Source organism: Nocardiopsis listeri, assembly GCF_020741345.1.
In the GTDB taxonomy this organism is placed as follows: domain Bacteria; phylum Actinomycetota; class Actinomycetes; order Streptosporangiales; family Streptosporangiaceae; genus Nocardiopsis; species Nocardiopsis listeri_A.
The window spans coordinates 1-23,043 of record NZ_DYZD01000260.1 but is presented as its reverse complement, the minus strand read 5'-3'; the positions used below and the strand labels follow the sequence as shown (position 1 = coordinate 23,043).

General features: G+C 69.2%; 19 protein-coding genes and 3 pseudogenes. 11 read left to right on the top strand and 11 right to left on the bottom strand.

All coding sequences use genetic code 11. The features are described from left to right. Window positions 1-29: 29 nt before the first annotated feature. The 7 genes and pseudogenes from K8V84_RS13650 to K8V84_RS13620 all read left to right on the top strand — a co-directional run. Complete coding sequence (locus K8V84_RS13650; protein ID WP_304074696.1) at window positions 30-1,502, top strand: PQQ-binding-like beta-propeller repeat protein; 1,473 nt, start codon at window positions 30-32, stop codon at window positions 1,500-1,502. A gap of 297 nt (window positions 1,503-1,799) precedes the next feature. Then, on the top strand, window positions 1,800-2,198 hold the full coding sequence (locus K8V84_RS13645; protein ID WP_304074694.1) for a hypothetical protein: 399 nt from the start codon (window positions 1,800-1,802) through the stop codon (window positions 2,196-2,198). Window positions 2,199-2,285: 87 nt separating this feature from the next. Then, window positions 2,286-4,214 (top strand): methylmalonyl-CoA mutase family protein, encoded by a 1,929-nt coding sequence (locus tag K8V84_RS13640; RefSeq protein ID WP_304074693.1) that lies wholly within the window; start codon window positions 2,286-2,288, stop codon window positions 4,212-4,214. Then, window positions 4,211-6,445, top strand: a complete 2,235-nt coding sequence (gene scpA / locus K8V84_RS13635) for a methylmalonyl-CoA mutase (RefSeq protein ID WP_304074691.1) — start codon at window positions 4,211-4,213, stop codon at window positions 6,443-6,445. Before K8V84_RS13640 ends, scpA begins: the two co-directional genes overlap by 4 nt. Then, a complete protein-coding gene (gene meaB, locus K8V84_RS13630) occupies window positions 6,442-7,545 on the top strand; it encodes a methylmalonyl Co-A mutase-associated GTPase MeaB (protein ID WP_304074690.1) in 1,104 nt (367 codons plus the stop codon). Before scpA ends, meaB begins: the two co-directional genes overlap by 4 nt. 269 nt (window positions 7,546-7,814) lie before the next feature. Continuing rightward, complete coding sequence (locus tag K8V84_RS13625; RefSeq protein WP_087096290.1) at window positions 7,815-8,186, top strand: STAS domain-containing protein; 372 nt, start codon at window positions 7,815-7,817, stop codon at window positions 8,184-8,186. A gap of 381 nt (window positions 8,187-8,567) precedes the next feature. Beyond that, window positions 8,568-8,714 (top strand): annotated as a pseudogene (locus K8V84_RS13620) (LacI family transcriptional regulator); the annotation flags it as partial. A gap of 188 nt (window positions 8,715-8,902) precedes the next feature. Here K8V84_RS13620 and xylA read toward each other — a convergent pair. Both xylA and K8V84_RS13610 read right to left on the bottom strand, forming a co-directional pair. Beyond that, entirely contained in the window at window positions 8,903-10,060 is a 1,158-nt protein-coding gene (gene xylA / locus K8V84_RS13615) for a xylose isomerase (RefSeq protein ID WP_304074687.1), read from the bottom strand. A 66-nt stretch (window positions 10,061-10,126) separates the two neighbouring features. Continuing rightward, the gene (locus K8V84_RS13610; RefSeq protein ID WP_304074686.1) at window positions 10,127-11,314 is read right to left on the bottom strand and encodes an ROK family transcriptional regulator; all 1,188 of its coding nucleotides are present in this window, start codon (window positions 11,312-11,314) and stop codon (window positions 10,127-10,129) included. A gap of 57 nt (window positions 11,315-11,371) precedes the next feature. On the opposite strand from K8V84_RS13610, the pseudogene K8V84_RS13605 reads away from it, so the two are divergent. Next, a pseudogene (locus tag K8V84_RS13605) lies at window positions 11,372-11,950 on the top strand (GNAT family N-acetyltransferase). Continuing rightward, window positions 11,937-12,404 (top strand): NUDIX domain-containing protein, encoded by a 468-nt coding sequence (locus tag K8V84_RS13600; protein ID WP_304074684.1) that lies wholly within the window; start codon window positions 11,937-11,939, stop codon window positions 12,402-12,404. The pseudogene K8V84_RS13605 and the gene K8V84_RS13600 overlap by 14 nt, the downstream one beginning before the upstream one ends. A gap of 70 nt (window positions 12,405-12,474) precedes the next feature. On the opposite strand, the gene K8V84_RS13595 is transcribed toward K8V84_RS13600, so the two are convergent. The 5 genes from K8V84_RS13595 to K8V84_RS13575 all read right to left on the bottom strand — a co-directional run bounded on the left by K8V84_RS13595 (window position 12,475) and on the right by K8V84_RS13575 (window position 16,911). Continuing rightward, entirely contained in the window at window positions 12,475-12,726 is a 252-nt protein-coding gene (locus tag K8V84_RS13595; RefSeq protein WP_304074683.1) for a DUF6504 family protein, read from the bottom strand. Window positions 12,727-12,851: 125 nt separating this feature from the next. After that, window positions 12,852-13,784 (bottom strand): M48 family metallopeptidase, encoded by a 933-nt coding sequence (locus tag K8V84_RS13590; RefSeq protein WP_304074681.1) that lies wholly within the window; start codon window positions 13,782-13,784, stop codon window positions 12,852-12,854. 157 nt (window positions 13,785-13,941) lie between these two features. After that, on the bottom strand, window positions 13,942-14,688 hold the full coding sequence (locus tag K8V84_RS13585; protein WP_304074680.1) for a DivIVA domain-containing protein: 747 nt from the start codon (window positions 14,686-14,688) through the stop codon (window positions 13,942-13,944). 31 nt (window positions 14,689-14,719) lie between these two features. Further along, window positions 14,720-15,016, bottom strand: a complete 297-nt coding sequence (locus tag K8V84_RS13580) for a hypothetical protein (RefSeq protein ID WP_304074679.1) — start codon at window positions 15,014-15,016, stop codon at window positions 14,720-14,722. 1,010 nt (window positions 15,017-16,026) lie between these two features. Beyond that, window positions 16,027-16,911 (bottom strand): N-acetylmuramoyl-L-alanine amidase, encoded by an 885-nt coding sequence (locus tag K8V84_RS13575; protein ID WP_304074678.1) that lies wholly within the window; start codon window positions 16,909-16,911, stop codon window positions 16,027-16,029. Window positions 16,912-17,655: 744 nt separating this feature from the next. Here K8V84_RS13575 and K8V84_RS13570 point away from each other — a divergent pair. Continuing rightward, window positions 17,656-18,882: a hypothetical protein gene (locus tag K8V84_RS13570; protein WP_369696630.1), complete on the top strand. Its 1,227-nt coding sequence runs from the start codon at window positions 17,656-17,658 to the stop codon at window positions 18,880-18,882. Window positions 18,883-19,113: 231 nt separating this feature from the next. Here the strand turns inward: K8V84_RS13570 and bldC are convergent, their stop codons facing one another. Next, window positions 19,114-19,317 (bottom strand): developmental transcriptional regulator BldC, encoded by a 204-nt coding sequence (bldC, locus tag K8V84_RS13565; protein WP_013155387.1) that lies wholly within the window; start codon window positions 19,315-19,317, stop codon window positions 19,114-19,116. Between the two features lie 705 nt (window positions 19,318-20,022). Then, on the bottom strand, window positions 20,023-20,856 hold the full coding sequence (locus K8V84_RS13560; RefSeq protein ID WP_304074718.1) for a hypothetical protein: 834 nt from the start codon (window positions 20,854-20,856) through the stop codon (window positions 20,023-20,025). 253 nt (window positions 20,857-21,109) lie between these two features. On the opposite strand from K8V84_RS13560, the gene K8V84_RS13555 reads away from it, so the two are divergent. Then, on the top strand, window positions 21,110-21,337 hold the full coding sequence (locus tag K8V84_RS13555; protein WP_067600188.1) for a DUF3073 domain-containing protein: 228 nt from the start codon (window positions 21,110-21,112) through the stop codon (window positions 21,335-21,337). Window positions 21,338-21,488: 151 nt separating this feature from the next. On the opposite strand, the gene purM is transcribed toward K8V84_RS13555, so the two are convergent. Both purM and K8V84_RS13545 read right to left on the bottom strand, forming a co-directional pair. Then, window positions 21,489-22,553, bottom strand: coding sequence for a phosphoribosylformylglycinamidine cyclo-ligase (gene purM, locus K8V84_RS13550; RefSeq protein WP_304074669.1), 1,065 nt, complete (start codon window positions 22,551-22,553; stop codon window positions 21,489-21,491). A 126-nt stretch (window positions 22,554-22,679) separates the two neighbouring features. Beyond that, window positions 22,680-23,043, bottom strand: a pseudogene (locus K8V84_RS13545) (amidophosphoribosyltransferase); the annotation flags it as partial.

Sequence of the window (23,043 nt, the reverse complement as noted above, 5' to 3'; positions counted from 1 at the left end):
CATCATCGTTTCATGGGGAGAGACCGTCAATGCGCAGCTCACGCGTGCCCCAGGCCCTGACCTGTGGTCTCGTGGCGCTGCTGGTCGCGGGATGTACCGGTGATCCGGAACCACCTGAGTCGCCGGCCGAGCAGGAGAGCGCCCCCATCCCCACCGAGTTCGAGGGGGGACCCCCGCCCGGGATCGAGGGTGGGGTCCTGCGTCACCTGCACGGTGAGGACGCGGGTGTCCACGAGATCCTCGACGACCCGATGGGTGTGCGCATCAGCCCCGTGGGCGGGGCCTTCCTCATCAGCTCCGGTGGCGAGGACCGCCACCTGCTGCACGACGCGGCCACCGGCGACCTCCTCTGGGAGGGCGAGGCGCGTTTCCGGGGTTTCGACGTCGACACCGAGGGCGACCCGGTCCTGGCCCTGAGCGACACCGACGACCGCCCGTTCGTGCTGGACGCCCGTGGACAGACCCTGTGGGAGCCCGCCGAGGACGACGACCGGTACCTGGACGGGCTGGCGGTGCGTCGACCGAGCGAGTGGAGCGCCGAGGAACCCGACGGCGACTACACGGTGCTGGACGTCGACGGCGAGGAGCTGTGGACCTACGCCATCGAACCCGAACCCGACGAGGACACCGAGGAATCCGGGGAGACCGAAGAGCCCGAGGACGAGGACGAGGACACCGAAGAGGAACCGGTCGACCCGCTGGGCGTTCCGGTCTCCGCCTGGGATGACACGATCCTGCTCGAGGACGCCGAGTCGGGCCTGCACGCCTACTCGGTCGACCCCGAGGAGACCGGTGAGCACCTCTGGTCGCTGGACGCGGAGAACGAGGACCTCGGCCTGTCCAACGCCCCCTTGAGCGTTCCGGAGGTCCTCGGGCTGTACGAGGTCCCGGACCCCGAGGCCCGCGAGACCGCGGACGAGGAGACCGACGGGGACGACGTCGAGGAGGAGGTCCCCGAGGAGGAGCCCACAAGGGACGTCATGCTGCTGCGTTGGGCCCAGCCCGAGGCGCCCTCGACGTTGTCCGCGCACGACATCGACGACGGCGATGTCCTGTGGACGCTTCGGGAGCCCGGGGCCAACCCCGTCTCGGCCCTCTTCGACGAGGCCGGCGCCCCCGGTGGCCTCTACGACTCCGACACCACCACCCTCCTGCTCCCCCAGGCCAGCGGCGGCGCTCCCATGGTCGCCGTCGACCTGGTCGGAGGCGAGATCCGCTGGGGCCTGGAAGACGAGGCGGGCGCGATCTCCCCCGCCTTCGCGCACGCCGGGTTCGTCTACGGGGACACCCGCTCCAACGAGGACGGCGACAGCCAGCTGGTGCTGGAGGCCGAGACCATGGACGTGGTCGCCGACGACCTGGACGCCTACCTGGAGGCCGTCACGGACACCGGGCACGCCATCCTCGTCCAGGGCCGGCAGCGATTCGTCTACGGCCCGGGCCCCGAGGCCGACTCCGACGTCGACGGTGAGACCGACGCCCCCGAGGACGACGCGAGCTAGGGGCCCACCCCGTACCCGGCGGACGACCGCCCGGATGAACGCGGTACGAGACGGGAAAGTGAACTTCATGAGAGCTCGCGTCCTGACCCTGATCACCGTCGTGAGCCTCTTCTCCAGCGCGCTGTCGTGGGGATCGAACGCCTGGGCGCGGACGGCGGAAGGAGAGACGACCGGGCTCTCGGAGATCGCCGAGGCCCTGCGCGAGGACCCCTTGTACGTCGACGACCACATGGCCGAGGCCGTGGGTGCCGAGACCATCGATGAGATCCGCTCGTACGTCGAGGAAGGGCCCGAGACGTGCTCGCCGAGGTGGACGGGGAGACCGGAGAGGTGCCGGCGCTCATCGCCGCGCGGACCCGGGGCGACGGTGTCTACCACATGGGTCATGGATTCGGTGTGGCGGGGACCGAGGACGGCGCCCAGGAGAGCATCCGTCTGGCCGATTGGAAGGCCGAGAAGGACGGCGTGGAGCCGACGCGCCCCGAGCTGCCGGCGGAGTCGATCCGCCTGTTCCAACGGGACGACTTCGTGAAGGAGCACAACACGATGGTCGCCGAGACGTTCCAGGACCATGAGGAGGAGAGTGACGACCCGGGAACGACCGTCGCGCTCGTGTCCGCGGGTCTCAGAATCGGTCTGATGCTTCTCGTCCTGGTAGGTGTGATCCGGTTGAAACGGGCCAATGACAAGAAGTAGGTGAGGGATCCCGAGGGGCCGCTGCGGCGGGCGGCGAACCGCCCCCGACTCGCCTTGACCGAACGGCGTTCTCTACCATCTCGGAGTATGGACGTTCCAGAGAGCGGGTCCGCCGAGGCCCTCGACCTGGCCGAGGGTTTCCCGGCGGCCACACGTGAGCGGTGGCGCGAACTCGTCGCCGGGGTGCTGCGTAAGAGCGGTGTCGCCGAGGACCGCCTGGAGCGGACGCCCGAATCGGTGCTCGCCACGCACACCCTCGACGGCTTCGACATCGATCCCCTCTACACCTGCGCACCGCCGGCGCCCGACCCCGGCTACCCCGGGCTGGCGCCGTTCACCCGCGGGTACCGCCCCGGTGGCGGTGTGCCCGGCGGATGGGACATCCGCGCGCGCCACAGCGACGCGGACCCGGCCGAGCTGCGCAGGCGTATCCACAACGACCTGATGAACGGTGTCGCATCGCTGTGGATCGGCGTCGGCGGTGACGGCCTTCGGGTCTCTCGGTTGGGCGAGGCCCTCGCCGACGTCTACCTCGACCTGGCCCCGGTGGTGTTGCGGGCCCCCGGCACCGAGGCCTTCGACGCGGCCCGGGCCCTGCTGGCGGCGCACGCCGACGCCGACGTCCCCGACGGCCGTGTCATCTCCCACCTGGGTCTGGACCCGCTCACCACGGCCGCCCTGGCCGGTGAGCGCCCCGAGGTGGCCGACGCCGCGCGGTTCGCCGCCGAAAGGGCCGCCCGCCACCCGCACCTCGGACTGTTCGTCGCCGACGGCACCCTGGTGCACAACGCCGGCGGGTCCGACTCCCAGGAGCTCGGAGCGGCCATCGCCGCGGGCACCGCCTACCTGCGAGCCCTGGTCGAGACCGGTCTGGACGCGGCGGACGCCGCCGGGCGGATCGAGTTCCGTCTGGCCGCCAACGCGGACCAGTTCACGGTGATCGCCAAGCTCCGCGCGGTCCGCGCCATGTGGAACCAGGTGCTGGAGGTCTCCGGAGTGCCGGCCGACCGGCGTGCCATGCGCCTGCACGCCACGACCTCGGACGCGATGCTCACCCGCCGCGACCCGCACGTCAACATGCTCCGGACCACGGTCGCCTGCTTCGCCGCGGGAGTGGGCGGCGCCGACGCCGTCACCGTCGCGCCCTTCGACTCCGCGATCGGTCTGCCCGACGACTTCGCCCGACGTATCGCCCGAAACACCCAGTCGCTGCTCATCGAGGAGTCGCACCTGGCACGGGTCATCGACCCCGCCGGGGGCTCCTTCTACGTGGAGTCCCTCACCGGGGACCTGTACCGCGCCGGGTGGGGTTTCTTCCAGGAACTGGAGCGGTCCGGTGGCGTCGCCGAGGCCATCGCAAACGGTGAACTGCGCGCCGCCGTCGACAAGGTGTGGGAACGCCGCCGACAGGATCTGGCCACCCGTGCCGCGCCGCTGACCGGCCTGAGCGAGTTCCCGAACCTGGAGGAGACACCGCTGGTGCGCGAGGTCGACCCCGGCCGGGTCGAACCGACCGCCGACGGCTTCCCGGTACGCCGCTATGGACAGGACTACGAGGCGCTGCGCGACCGTTGCGACGCCCAGAAGGCGCGGACCGGCCACCGCCCCACGGCGTTCCTGGCCACGCTGGGTCCGGTGGCGGTGCACACCGCCCGCGCGTCCTTCGCCACCAACCTCCTCGCCGCGGGCGGGATCGCCGCCGACTCCCCGGGGCCACTGGAGGACCCGCGCTCCGCGGCGGAGGCCTTCGCCGCCTCCGGTCACCGGGTCGCGGTCATCTGTTCCTCCGACAAGGTGTACGCCGAGCACGCCGAAACGCTGGCACGTGCCCTGAAGGGGGCGGGCGCCCGTCGGGTCCTGCTCGCCGGGGCGCCGCGCGACGCCTACCGTGAGGCGGGGGTGGACGTGTTCGCCCACAAGGGCTGTGACGCGGTGGCCCTGCTCTCCGACCTGGTGGACGTCCTCATCACCGATCCTCCCGTCAGCACCACCGACGCCCAGGGGGCGAGTTCATGATCCCCGACTTCTCCGACATCGCACCGGAGCCGCCTGCCTTCACCGGGCAGGGAGCACAGGGCGGCGCCGACTGGCAGCGTGCCCTGGAGGAGGCGACCGGCAAGGCCGCCGACGCCCTGGAGTGGCAGACCCCCGAGGGAATCGGGGTCAAGCCGCTCTACACCCCCGCAGACCGGGCCGGCCTGGACTTCGTCGACGGACTACCGGGCGTCCCGCCGTACCTGCGCGGGCCCTACCCGACCATGTACGTCAACCAGCCGTGGACCATCCGACAGTACGCCGGGTTCTCCACCGCCCAGGAGTCCAACGCCTTCTACCGGCGCAACCTCGCCGCCGGACAGAAGGGCCTGTCGGTCGCCTTCGACCTGGCCACCCACCGCGGTTACGACTCCGACCACCCTCGGGTCGCCGGCGACGTCGGAATGGCCGGGGTGGCCATCGACTCCATCTATGACATGCGTCAACTGTTCGACGGCATCCCGTTGGACAAGATGAGCGTCTCCATGACCATGAACGGCGCGGTGCTGCCCATCCTGGCGCTGTACATCGTCGCCGCCGAGGAACAGGGCGTGTCGCCCGAGAAGTTGTCGGGGACCATCCAGAACGACATCCTCAAGGAGTTCATGGTCCGCAACACCTACATCTACCCGCCGACGCCGTCGATGCGGATCATCTCCGACATCTTCGCCTACACCTCCCAGCGGATGCCGCGGTTCAACTCCATCTCGATCTCCGGCTACCACATGCAGGAGGCCGGGGCCACGGCCGACCTGGAGCTGGCCTACACGCTCGCCGACGGGGTGGAGTACATCCGCGCCGGTCAGCGCTCCGGTCTGGACGTGGACGCGTTCGCGCCGCGGCTGTCGTTCTTCTGGGCGATCGGCATGAACTTCTTCATGGAGGTCGCCAAGCTGCGCGCCGCCCGCCTGCTGTGGGCGCGTCTGGTCAAGGACCTCGGCGGGACCAAGGACAAGTCGCTGAGCCTGCGCACCCACTCGCAGACCTCCGGCTGGTCGCTCACCGCGCAGGACGTGTTCAACAACGTGGCCCGCACCTGTGTGGAGGCGATGGCCGCCACCCAGGGACACACCCAGTCGCTGCACACCAACGCCCTGGACGAGGCGCTTGCCCTGCCCACCGACTTCTCCGCACGTATCGCCCGCAACACCCAGCTCCTGCTGCAACAGGAGTCCGGGACCACCCGGGTGGTCGACCCCTGGGGCGGCGGCTACTACGTGGAGAGCCTGACCCGACAGTTGGCGGGCAAGGCCTGGGCGCACATCGAGGAGGTCGAGAAGGCCGGTGGCATGGCCGCCGCGATCGACGCCGGCCTGCCCAAGATGCGCATCGAGGAAGCGGCCGCGCGCACCCAGGCGCGTATCGACTCGGGCCGTCAGCCGGTGATCGGCGTCAACAAGTACCGGCCCGACACCGCCGACGAGATCGAGGTGCTCAAGGTCGACAACACCCGCGTGCGCGCCGAACAGCTGGAGAAACTGCGCCGCCTGCGCGAGGAACGAAACGACGATGAGGTGCGCGCCGCACTGGACGCGCTGACCGAGGCCGCCGGACGCGAGTCCAAGGCGGACGAGAACCTCACCGACAACCTCCTGGCCGCCGCGGTGAACGCCGCCCGTGCCAAGGCCACCGTGGGAGAGATCTCCGACGCGATGGAGAAGGTCTTCAACCGTCACTCCGGTCAGATCCGTACCATCCAGGGTGTGTACAAGGACGAAGCGGCCGGCAACGCCGACGCCGCCGGACTGATGGACAGGGTGACCGCGCGCGTCGACGATTTCGCCGAGGCGGAGGGGCGTCGTCCCCGCATCCTGGTGGCGAAGATGGGCCAGGACGGTCACGACCGTGGCCAGAAGGTCATCGCGACCGCCTTCGCCGACCTCGGCTTCGACGTCGACGTGGGTCCGCTGTTCCAGACCCCGAGCGAGGTCGCCGCCCAGGCCGTGGAGGCCGACGTGCACGTGGTCGGGGTGTCCTCCCTGGCGGCGGGGCACCTGACCCTGGTGCCGGCGCTGCGCGAGGAACTGGCCGCGCTCGACCGTTCGGACATCATGATCGTGGTCGGTGGGGTCATCCCTCCGGGCGACTTCGAGGAGCTGCGCGAAGCGGGAGCGTCCGCGATCTTCCCGCCGGGCACGGTGATCGCCGAAGCCGCCGTCGACCTGCTCGACGAACTCGAACAACGTCTGGGAACGGACCTGGAAGGGGAGTGACCGTGGCGGCGCGCAGGAGTCGTTCGGTGGACGTGGACGCCCTGGCCGAGGGGGTCCTGGCCGGACACCGGCCGACCCTGGCCCGGGCGATCACCCTGGTGGAGTCGCGCCGTCGTGACCACGCGCGCGCAGCCCAGGAGTTGCTGGTGCGGTTGCTGCCGCACACCGGCAAGGCGCAACGGGTGGGGATCACCGGGGTGCCCGGGGTGGGCAAGTCGACCTTCATCGACGCGCTCGGCGGTCGGCTGACCTCGAACGGGCACCGGGTGGCCGTGCTGGCCGTGGACCCCTCGTCCACCCGGACCGGTGGCAGCATTCTCGGTGACAAGACCCGGATGTCCGAGCTGGCGGTCGACCCGAACGCGTTCATCCGTCCCTCGCCCACGGCCGGGACCCTCGGCGGGGTGGCCCGGGCGACCCGGGAGACCATGCTGCTGATGGAGGCGGCCGGGTTCGACGTGGTCCTGGTCGAGACGGTGGGTGTCGGGCAGTCCGAGGTCACCGTCGCGGCGATGGTGGACTGCTTCCTCTTCCTGACTCTGGCGCGCACCGGTGACCAGCTCCAGGGCATCAAGAAGGGTGTCCTGGAACTGGTGGACGTCGTGGCCGTGAACAAGGCCGACGGGCCGCACGCCGACGACGCCCGCAAGGCCGCCCGTGAGCTCTCCAGGGCCCTGCGGCTGCTCCAGCCCGTCCACCCCGAGTGGCGTCCGCCCGTGTTGACCTGCAGCGGCCTGACCGGTGACGGGCTGGATCGGGTGTGGGAGGCGGTGCTCGAACATCGGGCCGTGCTGGAGCGCGACGGTGCCCTGGCCGAGCGTCGCAGCGCCCAGGGCGTCAGCTGGATGTGGGATCAGGTCCGGGATCGGCTGATGGACACCTTCCTGAGCGATCGGGAGGTGTCGGATCTCATCCCGGACATGGAGGCCGGGGTGCGCTCGGGGGAGACCACACCCACCCTGGCCGCCCGCACTCTGCTGGATTCCTTCACACAGCGTGATGGTGTTCGAGACGTGGAAACGGAACGTGACCGCTCCGAAGAGGACACCGAAGCTCTCCGAGGGGCGGCCGACCACACCGGTTCCGATGTCGTGAAATAACCCAGTGTCAACGGTCGAAAACCGGACACCGGAACGAGGTTCTCGCCCATGAGGCGAAAATTTCTTGCCCGATGGCATTCCCGTCGCGGCGGTTCGCTTATACCGTGTGTGTCCAACGACCGACCAGATCGCTCGGGCACGAGGGAATCCTCCGCACCGGATCGGTTCTGTGGGAGTGGGGCCGGACCCGGTGGTCGTACCCGGTCGGGCTGCGTATGGTTAAGCGAGGGACCCCTCACCATCTGAACGTGGGGCCGGGAGGAGTGAACGTGCACAGGCTCGGACTGAGCACGCGGGTCGAAAGCCGCAGCGTGATCGTCGCGATCGAGGGAGAGCTCGACATCGCGACCGCCGCAGACCTCCAGGAGCACATCGGGACCACGATCGAGGATCACGGTCCGTGGCTCATCCTGGACCTGTCCACGCTGGACTTCATGGACTCCAGCGGGCTGAACGTCATCATCAACGCCTACCGGACCGTTCGTGAGCAGAACGGTTCACTGTCGTTGGCCGCCCTGAACGAACGAGTCACCAAGGTCGTCCGCCTGGTCGGCCTGCACCGTCAGGTACCGGTCCACCAGACCGTCGCCACCGCGATCGCGGCGATGGAGGCCCTGGAGGCCAAACGGCAGGCCGGTTAGCCACCGCTCGAACCCGTTGAGGTCCCGTGGCCGCCCCGCCTCGGGACCACCACGGTCCTCGGAACGCCTCGAAGTGGACCGGATCGCCGTAGACGAGGACGAACGGATTTCCGGAGAGCTCCCCGTGCCCGGGACGGTGCCGTTGCTCGTCTTCCTTCCGGCGGTCCCCGACCTGTTCAACGCCGTGCCCCGGGTCCCGGCCCAGGGCGGGTGGACCCCGCCACCCCTGTTCCCTCCGCCCGTGGGGCGGAGATGTTCGTGGCCGCGCCGTTCGTCGCTCCGTTCACCGCCCGTGCCCTGTGCCGGATGAAGGTCCCGGTCGAGGACCACGAGACCACGTACGGCGCATCCGACGGACCCGGAAGGCCACGACTACGCGGCTCCCCGGCCGAACGGCGCAGCAACGTCATCGCCTTGGTCGTTTCCCTGCGCGACGACGTCCCCGTCACCATGCGTTTCGCGGTCTCGGTCGTCACCGCCGAGCGCACCCACGACCACGACGTTCTCCTTCTCACTCCGAGGAAGGGATCGTGGAGGCGCGGTGCTCGGTCGAACCCGTGACCGGTCTCCGCGACCCGTACCCGGTCCTCGGGCACGCGGGTGCGGCGGTCTCGACGGTGGTCCTCGACGGGGGCCGAGCCTGAGCGGTTCCATGGCCGAGGCGGGAGCCCGCCACCGGGTGGCCGGTGGCGGGCTCCGAGGCGCGCGGCGACGGTTCAGCGCACGCCGAGCAGGTGTTCCAGGGCCAGTTGGTCCAGGCGCTCGAAGTGGTAGCCGCGCCGGCCCACCTCGTCCAGGTCCAGGTCCTCCTTGAGCAGGTCGGCGACGCTCTCACCGGGGGACAGGGTGGACTCGGTCAGCTCCGGCACCCGGGCCTCGGCCAGGGCGGTGGCCACCGCAGGGTCGGCGCGGAACGCCGCGGCCTTCTCCTTGAGGATCAGGTAGTTGCGCATGCACGCCGCGGCGGACTCCCACACCCCGGAGATGTCCTCGGTCCGCGGCGGCTTGAAGTCGAAGTGCTTGGGCCCCGCGTAACCGGCCCGCTCCAACAGGTCGACCAGGAAGAACGACTCCTTCAGGTCGCCCGCGCCGAAGCGCAGGTCCTGGTCGTACTTCACGCCACGCTGTCCGTTGAGGTCGATGTGGAACAGCTTGCCCGCCCACAGCGCCTGGGCGACGCCGTGCGCGAAGTTGAGCCCGGCCATCTGTTCGTGGCCGACCTCGGGGTTGACCCCCACCATCTCGGAGTGTTCGAGGCTGTTGATGAACGCCAACGCGTGGCCGACCGTGGGCAGCAGGACGTCGCCACGCGGCTCGTTCGGCTTGGGCTCGATGGCGAAACGCAGGTCGTAGCCCTGTTCGCGCACGTACGAGCACAGCAGGTCGAAGGCCTCGCGGAGACGGTCGAGGGCGGCGTGGTCGTCCTTGCCGGCCTCGGACTCGGCGCCGTCCATGCCGCCCCAGCACACGTAGGTCCGCGCGCCGAGCGAGGCGGCCAGGTCGATGTTGCGGATGACCTTGCGCAGCGCGTACCGGCGTACGTCACGGCTGTTGGAGGTGAATCCGCCGTCGCGGAACACCGGGTGGGAGAAAAGGTTGGTGGTCGCCATCGGCACGGTCAGCCCGGTCTCCTCCAGGGCCGCGGTGAACCGGGCGATGATCGCGTCGCGTTCCGCGGTGGTGCTGCCGCGCGGGATGAGGTCGTCGTCGTGGAAGGTGATGCCGTGCGCGCCGAGTTCGGCCAGACGGCGGACCGCCTCCACGGGGTCGAGCGGGGGGCGGACGGGGTCACCGAAGGTGTTGACGCCCTGCCATCCCACGGTCCACAGACCGAAGGTGAAGTTGTCCTCTGGCGTGGGCTGGTAGTCGGACATGGCTGCGCTCCTGGGGGTCGGTCCGAGGCCGGACGCGAACAGTTTGTCTAGAGCAACAACTAATTGTCAACGGGGTAGCGGAAGGTCTCCCGTCTCCAGGGAGTGGATCATCACCGCGGCGCCACCCCGGGCCGCCGCGCTCATCCCCAGATCCGACGGCTCCACGCGACAACCGCCCGCGTCGGGGGCGAAGGATCGCGCCAGCGCTGCCTCCCGACACCGCGGGAGCAACCACGGCGCCAGCGGCACGAAGTAACCGCCCAACACCACGGCGCCCGGGTTGACCACGTTGACCAGCACCGCCACCCCGCGTCCGAGCCAATCGCCCGCCCGCTCCAACGCGCCCAGGACGGTCGGGTCGCCCGCCTCGGCGCGCTCCACCGTCGACGCCACCAGGTCGGCGACCTCGCCCGAAGATCCGGGCAGCGCCTCGCGCAGGATCGCGCCCACCCCGGCGAGGGCCTCCAGGCAACCCCGCCGCCCACAGGAGCATTCCGGGCCGCCCGGCTCCAGCTCCAGGTGTCCGACCTCCCCGGCCCACCCACCGGAACCGCGCACCAGCTCGCCGCCGGTCAGCACACCCGCGCCGATGCCGACCTCACCGGTCAGGTACACCAGGTCCGGGATGCCCGCACACGGACCGAACCGGAACTCGGCCATCGCACCGAGGTCGGCGTCGTTGTCCACCGACACCGGAACCCCCTCCAGGGAACCGCGGACCAGGTCCCCCAGCGGCACGTCCCGCCACCCCAGGTTCGGAGCCCGGGTCACCACCCCCGACGGCACGTCGATCAACCCCGGAACGGCGACGCTCACCCCCACCAGGCGGCGCCCCCGCAACGCGGGATCCTCCGCGACCTCCCGCAGTGCCTCGGAGATCCTTCGGGCGCATTCTGCGGCCCCCTCCGCCCGCGCGTCCAAGGGGACGTGCCGTTCCACCAGCTCGTGGTTCAACAGGTCCACCGCCACCACCGACAGGTAGTCGACGTTGACCTCCAGCCCCACCGCCGCCACCGATCGGTCGTCCAACGCGAGCAGCACCCCTGGACGGCCCACCCTGCGCTGCGAGGTCTCCCCGGTCTCCCTGACCAGCCCACGCTCCATCAGGTCGGCGACCAGACTGGAGACGGTGGTCTTGTTCAGACCCGTGTTCGCCGCCACGGCCGCCCGGGAACACGGCGCCAGCTCCCGCACGGCCCCCAACACCGACCGCAGGTTGGTCTCCCGGACAGTCTGGAAGCTGACCCTCTCCAACAGGACCCCCTCGAAAACCCGTTGCCCACGACAGGGCCCGTTGATCGGATTCCCATCATGCTGCCTCCCGACCTCTTGCGCGACCAGCCCACCCTCCACGGACGCGGGGTGCGGCTCGTCCCGCTCGGTGCCGAGAACGCCGCCGACTTCATCCCGTCGATCCTCGATCTCGATCCAGAGGTCCGTCGTCTCACCGGCACCCACCGGATCTTCACCGAGGAAGAACTGCGCGCCTTCGCCGCGAGTCGCCCGGACCACCACGACCGGGCCGACCGGCTCGTCTACGCCGACGACACCTGTGTCGGGGACTGTGCCCTGATCGACTTCGACCCGGACAACGCCGAGGTGAACTACCGGATCGCCCTGAACGACATGGGTTTCACCGGGCGGGGCCACGGCACGGCGGCCACCGACGCCGTCCTGGAGTAGGCCTTCGAGACCGCGGGGCTCCACCGGGTGGCGCTACAGGTGTTCGACTTCAACACCCACGCCCAACGTTCCTATGAGAAGTCCGGGTTCGTCCGCGAGGGGGTGTGGCGCAAGCACCTGCGCTGGGACGGTACATGGCACGACGCGGTGTTGATGTCGATCCTCGCCGAGGAGTACGCGCTACGGTCGGAGCATGCCGGTTCCTGACTTCCTCAAGCGCCTGCGCGAACACGTCGGCCACGACCTGTTGCCCCTGGTGGGGGTGACCGCTGTGGTGCTCGACCAGGACAGGGTCCTCCTGCACCGACGTTCCGACGACGGCCGCTGGGCCACCCCGGGCGGGATCCTGGAACCGGGCGAACAGCCGGCGCGGGCCGTGGTCCGCGAGGTGTGGGAGGAGACCGGCGTGCACATCGAGGTGGAACGCCTGGTCACCGTGATCACCCAGGAACCGCACACCTACCCCAACGGCGACCGGGTGCAGTTCCTCGACCTGGCCTTCCGCTGCCGGCCCATCGGCGGCGAGGCACGCGCGGACAACGACGAGAGCCTGGAGGTCGGCTGGTTCACCGAGGAGGAACTACCTCCCATGGCCGACCGCATCCTGGAACGCATCCACAAGGCCCGCCATCCCGAAGGCACGCCCCACTACCTCCGGTGATCCCGGCGCCACCGCGAGGTCCGAACCGGGGTACGGGCCGGCGGCGTGGGCCGGGGCATGGATCCGGGGGTCAGTTCCACTGACGCCGCATGGTCCAACGGTCCGACGCGACGTCCTTGCTGATGTCGATGATGCTGGGCTCGCCGGCCTCGGACTCCGCGGAGACCCGGAGCAGGTGGGTCCGGTTGCCGGAGGCCTCGGTCGTGGCCGGCCAGTCGCCGATGATCCTGCGCACCCGGAAGGTGTGGCCACGCCAGGTGAACCGTGCGGGGTTCCCCTTGTCGGTGGAACGGACGTCGATCTGCTCGTTCAGAAGACTCACCATGCCAGTCTATCGAACATGAGTTCGAGGGTGTCGAGGTTCTCGGGAGGGTCGCGAACACCTTAGGAGTTCCGGGCCGGTGCCCGCAGCCCGCCGCGCGGAGGAACGGTCGGACCGTCCCGGTTTCAAATGAGAACGCGCCCCCTGCGGCTGCGGTCCCGGAGCGCGGCCATCCTCCGGACGTTGCCCGGTCGCCGCGACAGCAAGTGGTACACGAACAACGAGGGGTCCCGGTCGACCGACGCACGAGCGGCCATCTCACCCAGGTTCACCCGCGTGTACAGGCTCGATCCACCGGCGAACAGTCGTACCGCCGACGCGCCCTCGGGGACGTGCGCCAGACCGTGGTCGTCCGCCGTGTACTCCCGCGTTCGGGCCAACGACGAGCCCAGCCCCGGGACGAGTTCGGCACCCAGGATCGCGAGGCGCTGCCAGTAGCCGGTGTGCCCTGAGGTGATGTGCCCGATCTGGTGGGCGACCAGGAACGCCATCGCTTCGGGGTCGCGCGGCCGACCGGACCCGTCGAGCAGGGCTCCGGGAAGCACCAGGTACCTGCGCAACCCGTGCCCGGACGCGTCGGTGCGCGGGGACGGTTCGCCGCGCCGCACGTACGCCTCCGGGGCCTTGGACAGCCCCATCTCCCGGGCCAGTGACACCACCATGCGGTACACCTCGGGGAACTGGGTGGGGGAGACGCGCACCGACTCCGCGCGTTCGCGGGCGTACCTCAGCCCGCTCACCCACCAGCACACCAACGGCACCGCGCCCAAGGCCGTCACGGCCCACGGGAGCGACCCGATCGACCACACCAGATGGAACAGGGTGCTCATGATCGCCACGGACACCGCCGTGCACAGGGCGAACAGCGGCCGTTCCCAAGGATGCCGGGGGGTCAGCACCACGTGGTCTCCGCAATCCTCGGCGCACAGTTCCGGCGCGTGGCCGTGGAGTGAGGCCGGCCGTGGTGTGCGGTGGGTCCTGGACATGGCGGCGCGGCCGGCGGCCGTGTGGACCGAGCAGGCCGGGGCGGGCGTTCCGGGCGGCGTGACGTGTTGCATGCTGCTCCCCTCCAGCCGCCGAAGGCACGGGGTCACTGTTCCCGGAGCCGCCGGTGGCATGGGATGACTACTCCCTGTACTCGAATATTACGTTCTGCTTTCCTTGGCGTGGTGTGTCGCTGACGGCGTGTTCCCGTGCGGGTGTTCCGGGTGTCCGTCAGTGGTGCTCGTACAGGCGCAGCTCGTCGGCGAGGACGTCCAGGAAACGGTCGACCTGGGCGGGGTCGTAGCCCGGCCTGGCCCGAGTGGTGGCGAACTGGGCCCGCTCCACCTCACCCGAGGTGAGGGTGGCCCGATCCTGACGCCCCTGGAGCAGCACGCCCAGCGTGTACTCGGCGCGGTCCAGGAACTCGTCGACCTCCTGCTCGTTGTATCCCGTGGTCAGCCTGGTGGTGGCGAAGCGCTGGTTGCGGATGTCGTCCGGGGTCATTCGAGGGCCGGACGGCACCGGCCGACCGGCCGGGGGCCGAGGAGCGGGTCGCCCACCGGCCCGGGGGTCGCCCGCTCCGGGTCCGCCGCCACCGGGGACGCTCGCCCCGGGATGCCCGGGCGCCGGGGCGGCGGATCGTCTCGGATCGTCCTGGTTCGGATGCGGCGGCAGCGGCGGGGGTGCCGGCTGGCCCAGCCCTCGCCCGGCGAGGTCGGCGATCACGGTGTCGAGGAAGTCGTCCACCTCGTCCTCGCGATACCCGGGACTCATCCGAGTGGTGCGGAAACGAGAGTTGCGGATCTCCTCGGCGGTGATCAGAGGCCCCTTGCGCGGCCCGCCTTCCAAGGCGACCAGGGTCGCCTCGATCCGGTCGAGGAGCGCGTCGACGTCCTCCTCGTTGTAGCCCGGGCGCAGGCGCACCGTGTGGAACTTCTTGTTGCGGATGTCCGCCGGTGTCAGAGGCATGGTCCCCATTGTGCAGTTCATACGGGTCGAAGGGGCCGAGTCAGGAGCCCATGGGTGGTCGGGTGCCGTCTCGTCGGCCGGCCGACCGACCATCGAGTCGGTCGGCGAGCAGGCCAAGGTAGCCCAGCACTTGGTCGCGGTCCAGTCCCCGCAACACCACGTCGAAATCGGGAACCCGCACGAGCTCTCGAAGCCGCCCGGCGGAGATCGTTGCGGACTCGGGTGAGACGAGGGCGCGTAGACCCTGTTCGACGACGTCGGCGACCTGGGTGCGGTCGAACCCGCGTAGGACGAGGTCGAACTCGGGTTCTGGGAGGGCCGTGGCCGGGGGATTCATGGACCGCATTATGCCGAGGCGGGGTGGCCCGCGCCATGCCGGCCGGTGTTTCTGGCCGAGTGTGGACGTAGGTCCCGTTCCGCCCGGAAGGTCGGGTAACGACGCGGTCGGGTGGTCGGCGGAGTGACGCGCACCATCGGAAAGGCCGTGAACAGCCGGAGCCCCCGGTGGGCCGTTCCAGGTGAGACGCTCGTGCCGGCGAACGGTTCACACGGTTCTCGAAGGATCACTGAATTCTTCGACCACCGTCACGAATGGTGATTTTCGATCTCCATCGTGTCCTTTCTGAAATACGGTTCCCCGGTTCCATGCCTTTCCCGTCTGTGTTTTTCTTGTCAAGCAGGCGAACATGAAGGAACCGGCTCTTCCGGCCCCGGCCTTCGCGGGTCGTGGTCGATTCCATGCCTCGTTGTGGCAGGTCAAGGACTTCTGTGTGTCCTGTCCGATCTCCCATGTCCGACCCCTGGTCGAAGATCCTGTGAGTTTTCCCGAGCCTTGTGAGTTTCGCGGTGGAAAGCGCGACCAGGCCAGGCCCGACCTCCCTCGGGTCAGAACGATCCGAAAAAGGATTGATCTTGAAGAACGCTCGTTTCAGTGCTCGACGTGTGCTTCAGGGCGGGGCGGCCTTCGCCGCTCTCGGCGCTCTGGGTATATCGCCACCGTGATGCCGGCCCACGCGGACACTTACGGCTGGGGACACGCCTCGGCCGTCGGTGGTGACGGCGTCTCGGAAACGTGCATCACCCAGGAACGGACGGTCTCCGACTCCTTCTCCGGCGGCATCGGCGGCCGGCCGACCGTCGACGGCACCACGACCGCCACGGCCGACGCCGTCATCGACTCGGCCCCGAGGAGGACGACTCCGAGAGCGACGACAGGACCCCACCGAGGGAGCGCGACAAGGACACGCCGCCCGCTTCGGACGTCAAGGACGCCGAGCCGCCGGCCTCGACCGGTCCCCCGCCCCTCGGCCCTTCTCGGTGGCCCCCTCCTGGACGTAAGGGAGGGCGTCAGTCGCGCATGAGGTAGGTGGCCAGACCCGTGGCGATGGCGTCGGCGGCGTTCGCCTGCCAGGCGGGGTCGCTCAGGAGCTCCGCGTCCTCGGGGTTGCGCATGTTCCCGGTCTCCAGGAACACCTTCGGCACGGTGGACAGGTTCAGCCCGCCCAGGTCGGTGCGTTCGTCCAGCCCTTCGTCGGCGAGGTAGTCCGCGTAGGGGATGTCGCTACCCTCCAGGTACTCGCGTCGGAGGTCCTCGGCGAGCAGGGCGGAGGGCTCCACGATGTCCTCGGTCAACCCGGAGACCTCACCGGGGGTGATGACGTGGAATCCGCGGCCGGACTCCGGGCCGCCGTCCGCGTGGATGGACACCACGGCGTCGGCGTTCGCCTCGTTGCCGATCTCGGCTCGTCTGTCGATACAGGGGCCGACACTCTCGTCGTCCTCGCGGGTGAGGATCACCTCGACCCCGTCGGCCTCCAACCGCTCCTGGACGAGAAGCGACAGGTCCCAGTTGAACTCGTGTTCGGAGTAGCCGTCCGCGGTCTCCGAACCGACCGTGTCGCAGGCCTTCTCGCCGTTGCCGACCTGTACCGGGCTGTTGATCTCGCTCGGAGCCGCGGCGTTGCCACCGTTGTGCCCGGGATCGATCACCACCACCCGATCGCCCAGCGGGCCGTCTTTGTTCGCCGCGCCGTCCTGGCCCTCCCCGGACCCATCGTCGCCGTTCTCCCCGTTCGAGTCCTCGGGGCCCGGCAACGGCGGGGCGGCCGTGGGATCGCCGTCCGGGGCACCGTCGGCGGGTGCTGAACAGGCCGCGGTCAACAGCACCGCGAGCGAGAGCAGGGCCAGGGCGCGTACACGGCCCGGGCGCTCTGTTGGTGCGGAGTCGAGCATGCCCACAACCTAGCGGGTCGACGAGACCCGGCCGTACCCCCACAAAGGGTGACGAACGTTCCATGTCGAAGGTCCGAAAGCGGACAAAGCTCCGAATATCTCTATGCGAGAAAGCAACGGAGTCCGGATGCCTTCCTGCTTATGGAAACTTCAATGACGCGCCGGCTCGGCAGGGTTCACCGATCGGAAGGAACTTCACAGATCCCTTCCGTGGCGACCACCCGGCGCGGCCGAACAATCGTCGTGATCTGTTCGTGATCAGTGTTCTCGTGATTCGATCTTCGCCGATGGCGCCGCCGCCCATCCGGCCCGTCGCCCCGACAGGCTCCACCGCCGACGCCGGAACGGTCATGAGACCCACGGCAACCGCGCGGTTCCCAGGGCCCCTCGGCGTTGGACGGCCTTTCCGACCCGGGTCTGGAAGACCCGCCGAACCCGACTCGTGATCGCCCCGCGCTCCGCCAACGGTCACCCCATGGACATGACATCGTCGTCGGTAGGACGGTTTCCGTTTCGTGATCCAGCGACTAGGCTCGCGGTGTGGACCGCCACGCGCACGGGCGTTCCACCCGACCCGTTTCCACCCGATCGCCCACCCAGACCGGTTCGAGACCCTCTTCGAGCTTTCGTGAAACACCGCGCCCGGCCACCAGGTCGGAACGTGCCCCCGGTTCCGGTGCACAGTCACCGGGGCGGCACCGACCCTCGGGTCGGGCATCCCCCAGATACAACAGGAGTGTTGTGGTGACTCCCGCCGTACCGTCCGCTCGCCGACTGATCGCCGGCGGCACGCTGTTCGTGGCGCTGGGCGCGCTCGGCGTGGCCTCCGCGGCCCCCGCCTCCGCGAGTCCGCTGGTCTGGGCCAGCGCGCAGGCCTGGGTGGCCGACGGCGATCTGGTCACCGGCTACTCCACGGCGATCAGTTTCGGTGGGGAACGCCAGGACGAGTCCGCCGCCGACCCCCTCCTCGGCCCGTTGGCCGGGTACACGCGGGTCCAGGGCGAGAGCCGGACCTTGGTGGCGGACGGGACCGGCGCGAGTTCACAGGCGAGGGTCGATCAGGCCCGGGTCCGACTCGGCGTGGAGGACCTGGTCGACCTCGGCATGATCGACCTGCCCGATGGTGTGAAGGAACCTTCGTCGAGCCCCTCGGACGGTTCCGAGGACGGGCCCACCGACGCGCCGGAGGACGACGACTCCGGGGGGAGCGAGAACGGTGGCTCGTGGACTCCGCCCGAGCGGGATCGGCAGCAGGCCGACGAACCCACCCCGGACACACCCTTCGAGGAGCCTTCGCCCTCGCCCGGCGAGTCCCCGACCTCGGAGGACGTGGTGATCCTTGGCGAGGGTGAGTCCGAGAACGTCTCCACCGACGGCAACTCGATCGAGTTCACCCTGGAGGACGTGCGCTCCACCGCCGCCGCGGGCTACGACGGCAGGACCGAGGCCACCCTGGAGTACGGGGAGTTGACCGCCTTCGGTGTACCGATCCCCGACTTCGAGGGCGAGTACACCGCGGAGGACACCTTGGAGGTCCTCGACGCCGACGGTGAGACGGCCGAGGAGGTTCCCGTCAGCGTCCGCTTCATCGAGCACGAGAGCGGTTTCGAGGACGACCAGGAGGGTTGGAAGGGCGAGGGTGTCCGTTCCGCCCTGACCGTGTGGGTCCAGGTGGGCGACCCCTCCGCCGAGAACGGGTTCGCGGTCGACTTCGCGGACACGTGGGCGATCGGTTCCACCCACGCGACCGAGACGGAGAACGGTGACGAGGGCGGCGAACGCGCGGAGCGTGGCGAACGCGGGGAGAAGCCCGGCGAGGAGGCGGCGGCTCCGAGCCGTCGGCTCGCGACGACCGGAAGTTCGATCGCCGCGCTGATCACCGCCGCGGTGGTCGCGGTGGGCGGCGGCGCGACCGCGACCTTCCTGGCCCGCAAACGCACCACGGCCATGGACGACCGGATCGAGGACTGATCCGACCGGTGTTCCGGTCGAACTCGGAGGACCTGTTCCGGACAACGTGGGTGAGGACGAAGTCCCCGGTCGTCCACGGTCCGGTCCGGCCTTGGCGGCTCTTCAACGAGCTTTCGAACGCACGAGAATGGGCGGGTCACCTCATCCAGGTGACCCGCCCAGGCACTTCTTGTCCTCAGTGGCCGGAGCCCGTCCGGCCGCTCCCCCCGGAATCGGCACAGACCGGGGAGATCACTCCGTACGCTGGCTCGGGATACCGGCCAACAGAGCGCGGACCTCGGTTTCGCGGTAGCGGCGGTGGCCGCCCAGGGTGCGGATCGAGGTCAGCTTGCCCGCCTTGGCCCAGCGTGTCACGGTCTTGGGGTCCACGCGGAACATGGTGGCAACCTCGGCGGGGGTCAACAGGGGTTCCGCCTCGGGCGTGCGAGTTGACATGTGTACGGCCTCTCCTCCTGGATCTGTGTGCCGATCCTTGAGCCTTTTTCCTGGCACTTGGCCCGGATGTCCAGTATGTCGTCTAAGTCCATACTGGCATCACCCGAGGTGATTGCGCGACCACTCCAAGCAACTTTGCACGTGGGAGGCCCTCGAAAGCCGCCCGTGATCGCGTCACGCTAAGTGATTCTAGCGACACGTTTAGTGGCATGTGGCGTATTCGGTCAAAACTTCGTTCTCAGGCCTCGTTTTTCTCGATCCGGAGTGCCCGAAGTGCTAGGGCAGACCTGACCGAAACCCGGATGCCGAGCTCGGGGGAGAGGGGCGAGCCCTTGATCGGTCGCCTTCTGGAAGGAGATGGGCGGTTTCGCGCCTCGTGCGCTCGTCCGCTTCGGCCAATGGGTCGGGTTACGCGGATTCGCGGCGTGGCAAGGGTTTCTCGGTTACTCAGAGTGCACTCGGTGACCGACTCACTACAGTCTACGTCGATCCCTATCGGGCGTTATGCCCAGTTTCACCACCCTTGATGTCGCGGGCGAATGGGACCGGGTTCCACAACGCCGTCACGTGCGGAAAGAAGCTCGGGATGGGGTGAGAAACCTGGTGTACCAGGTTGTGCATCGGCGTGGCGTTCCACCGTTTCCGGCCCGGAATGACGACAACGTCATCGTGGTCGTCCACGAAAACCTGATGGGTCCATGACCCTCAGTTGGCGTGCTCCAGGGCGCGCACAGACTTCCATCGGCGGGTGATGCGTCGGCGCAGCTCCACGACACGACCTCCGTCGCCCTTGGCCAACGCCTCGATCGCGTCGGAGATCTCCGCCACCGAGTGGTCCTCGCTCAGGTGGTCGTCGCTGAGCAGGTGCGGCAGCCCCCCGTAGTCCAATTCCAGCAGGGAGTCGGGGTGGGCGACGGACTCCAACCAGTCCACGAGCCGTTCGATCGACCCCGAGATCGCGTGTTCCCCGATGTTCTCCCGCAGCACCGCCACCGTGTGCTCCAGGCGTCGGCGGGCCTGGGAGGTGTGTGTCAGGTACAGCAACGTCCTGGTGGTGTCGGCCGACAGCACCAGGCAGCGCTCCCGGTGTTCGAAGGGCACGAACCACGGCACCGGTATCGTCCACGTGCTCGACAGGATGAACGGCTTGGTCTGTGCTCCCGACTCGCGCCACTGTCGGTAACCGGTCTCCGCCCGAGACGCCTCCTGCCTGGGAACGAAGGCCTCGACGAGGGGCTTGGGCATGTCCGTGGCGAACTCGTCGAAGGAGCGCCAGCAGCGCAGTCGGGTCTGCCAGGGGCACACGTACAACCGTTCCTCCACCCGGCGCAGGTAGGCGTCCCCGCTCTCCTGGGCGGGGGCGACGACCGGGGGAGTGCCGATGGTCCGCCCCAGGTTCTCCGCCTGTTCGGCGGCCAGGGCGTTGATCCGTTTCGGCCGATCCTCGGACGTGGCGTACTCCTCCCAGTACCGTCGGTCACGCGGAGGGAAGGACGCGATCGGTTGGTAGACGCGTAGGTACGCGGTGTAGGGCAGCACGATCGCATCGTGGCACAGATCGTTGCCTCTGACACTCACCGTGAGAAACACCTGGCGGGACAGGCTTTCGTGCGCACACCACACCCGTCACCCCCGGGTGGCGTAGGCACGGCGCGGTCCGACCAGGTACGGTTGTGTGTGTACGTAAGCTGGCGCCGGCCGTCAGTCGCGTTTGACGGCCATCAGCCTGGTACTGCGGGTTAGTAAGTGATCTGGGGTTCGTCGGAACCCAATCGTTGAGGGGGTCGAGCCAATGGGGCGCGGCCGAGCCAAGGCCAAGCAGCAGAAGGTCGCCCGGAAGCTCAAGTACAGCACCGGCGGGACCGACCTTGATCGGCTGCGGTCGGAGCTGGGTGTCGCTGAGGATGAGGGGTCTCCCTCCGGACCGTCGGGTCCGGACGATCCCTACGCTGAGCCTCACGATGACCTGGTCGACCGTTACGCGGATCTTGCCGACAAGTACTCGGACTCCGACAAGTAGTCACACGTCGCCGAGACTTTCAGGTCGCTCGGAATCAATCGCTGACCTGTAGCGGCCACGGCTTCACACCGGAAGCCGTCGCGGACAGGTGGATATAGCCGGTGCGAACCACGCAGGTGGTTCGCACCGGCTATATTCGCGTCCGTTTTTCTCACGCTCGCCGGTACTCGCCCTTCAGTGTGGCGAGGCCGGCACCGTTCTTCACCGTGCCCAGACGCCAGGCCGGGACCTCCCGTTCGGCGAGCACTCGGAGCGCGCGTTCGGCGTCCGTCGCCGCCACGATCGCCACCATGCCCACACCCATGTTGAACGTGGCCTCCATGTCCTGGCGGGAGACACCGCCCTTGTCGGCCAGGTAATCGAAGACCGGGAGCGGGGCCCAGGTGGAACGGTCCAGTTCGGCTGCCAGGCCCTCGGGCAGGGACCGGGACAGGTTGGCAGCCAGGCCGCCGCCGGTGATGTGCGAGTAGGCGTGAACCTCCACCGCCTCGGTCAGCGCCACGCAGTCCTTGGCGTAGACCCGGGTCGGGGTGAGCAGGACCTCGCCCAGCACACCGCCCAGCTCCGGAACCTCGGCACGAAGGTCCAGCCCGGCGGAGTCCACGATGTGGCGCACCAGCGAATAGCCGTTGGAGTGCGGGCCGGACGAACCCATCGCGATCACGACGTCGCCTTCGCGGACCCGATCCGGGCCCAGGATGGCGTCGCCCTCGACCACACCGGTTCCGGCGCCGGCCAGGTCGTACTCGTCGGCCTCCATCGCCCCCGGGTGCTCGGCGGTCTCCCCACCGATCAGCGCGCAGCCCGCCTGGTGACAACCCTCGGCGATCCCGCCGACGATCTCCGCGATGCGCTCGGGCACCACCGATCCGGTGGCGATGTAGTCGGTCATGAAGAGCGGCTCGGCCCCGCTGACCACCAGGTCGTCGACGACCATCGCGACCAGGTCGACGCCGATGGTGTCGTGCCTGTCCATCTGCCGGGCGAGCATCACCTTGGTGCCCACGCCGTCGGTGGACGTGGCCAGGACCGGGTCCTTGTACTTGGCCGTGTCCAGGCGGAACAGGCCGGCGAAACCGCTGGCGTCGGTGACCTGCTCGGGTCGGCGCGTACGCGCGACGTGACGCTTCATCAGGTCGACGGCGCGCTCACCGGCGGCGATGTCGACGCCCGCCGCCGCGTACGCGCCCTTCGTCCCTGTGCTGTCGGCTGCCACGCGAGTTCTCCTCGTGTATTCGGATGATCTGCTCGGTTCGTTCCGCCGCCCCCTGAAGAGGGCACGCCGAAGGATCCGGCCGGACAGATGAGCGTGCGGTGGGCACCAGGGCCCGCCGCACGGTGACTACTTCTGGTTCGATGCCAGCGCGGAGCCCTCGGGGGTGCCGCAGGCCTTCTCCAGCAGGTGCTTGCCCTGGGATTCGGCGTCGACCTGGAGCGGGTACACCCCGTCGAAGCAGGCGCGGCACAGTTGGTCCTTGGGCTGCTCGGACGCGGCGATGAGCTCGTCCAGGTCCACGTAGGCCAACGAGTCCGCGTTGACGGACTCGGCGATCTCCTCCACCGACAGGTTCGCGGCGATGAGCTCGGCGCGGGTGGCGAAGTCGATGCCGTAGTAGCACGGCCATAGGACGGGTGGGCTGGAGATGCGCACGTGCACCTCGGCGGCTCCCGCGTCGCGCAGCATTCGCACCAGGGCGCGCTGGGTG

Excerpts from the sequence above, each read along its gene's own strand:
- K8V84_RS13650 (WP_304074696.1), top strand. The coding sequence starts at position 30 with ATGCGCAGCTCACGCGTGCCCCAGGCCCTGACCTGTGGTCTCGTGGCG.
- K8V84_RS13640 (WP_304074693.1), top strand. The coding sequence starts at position 2,286 with ATGGACGTTCCAGAGAGCGGGTCCGCCGAGGCCCTCGACCTGGCCGAG.
- scpA (WP_304074691.1), top strand. The coding sequence starts at position 4,211 with ATGATCCCCGACTTCTCCGACATCGCACCGGAGCCGCCTGCCTTCACC.
- xylA (WP_304074687.1), bottom strand. The coding sequence starts at position 10,060 with ATGTCCGACTACCAGCCCACGCCAGAGGACAACTTCACCTTCGGTCTG.
- K8V84_RS13600 (WP_304074684.1), top strand. The coding sequence starts at position 11,937 with ATGCCGGTTCCTGACTTCCTCAAGCGCCTGCGCGAACACGTCGGCCAC.
- K8V84_RS13590 (WP_304074681.1), bottom strand. The coding sequence starts at position 13,784 with ATGCAACACGTCACGCCGCCCGGAACGCCCGCCCCGGCCTGCTCGGTC.
- K8V84_RS13585 (WP_304074680.1), bottom strand. The coding sequence starts at position 14,688 with ATGGGGACCATGCCTCTGACACCGGCGGACATCCGCAACAAGAAGTTC.
- K8V84_RS13580 (WP_304074679.1), bottom strand. The coding sequence starts at position 15,016 with ATGAATCCCCCGGCCACGGCCCTCCCAGAACCCGAGTTCGACCTCGTC.
- K8V84_RS13575 (WP_304074678.1), bottom strand. The coding sequence starts at position 16,911 with ATGCTCGACTCCGCACCAACAGAGCGCCCGGGCCGTGTACGCGCCCTG.
- bldC (WP_013155387.1), bottom strand. The coding sequence starts at position 19,317 with ATGTCAACTCGCACGCCCGAGGCGGAACCCCTGTTGACCCCCGCCGAG.
- K8V84_RS13555 (WP_067600188.1), top strand. The coding sequence starts at position 21,110 with ATGGGGCGCGGCCGAGCCAAGGCCAAGCAGCAGAAGGTCGCCCGGAAG.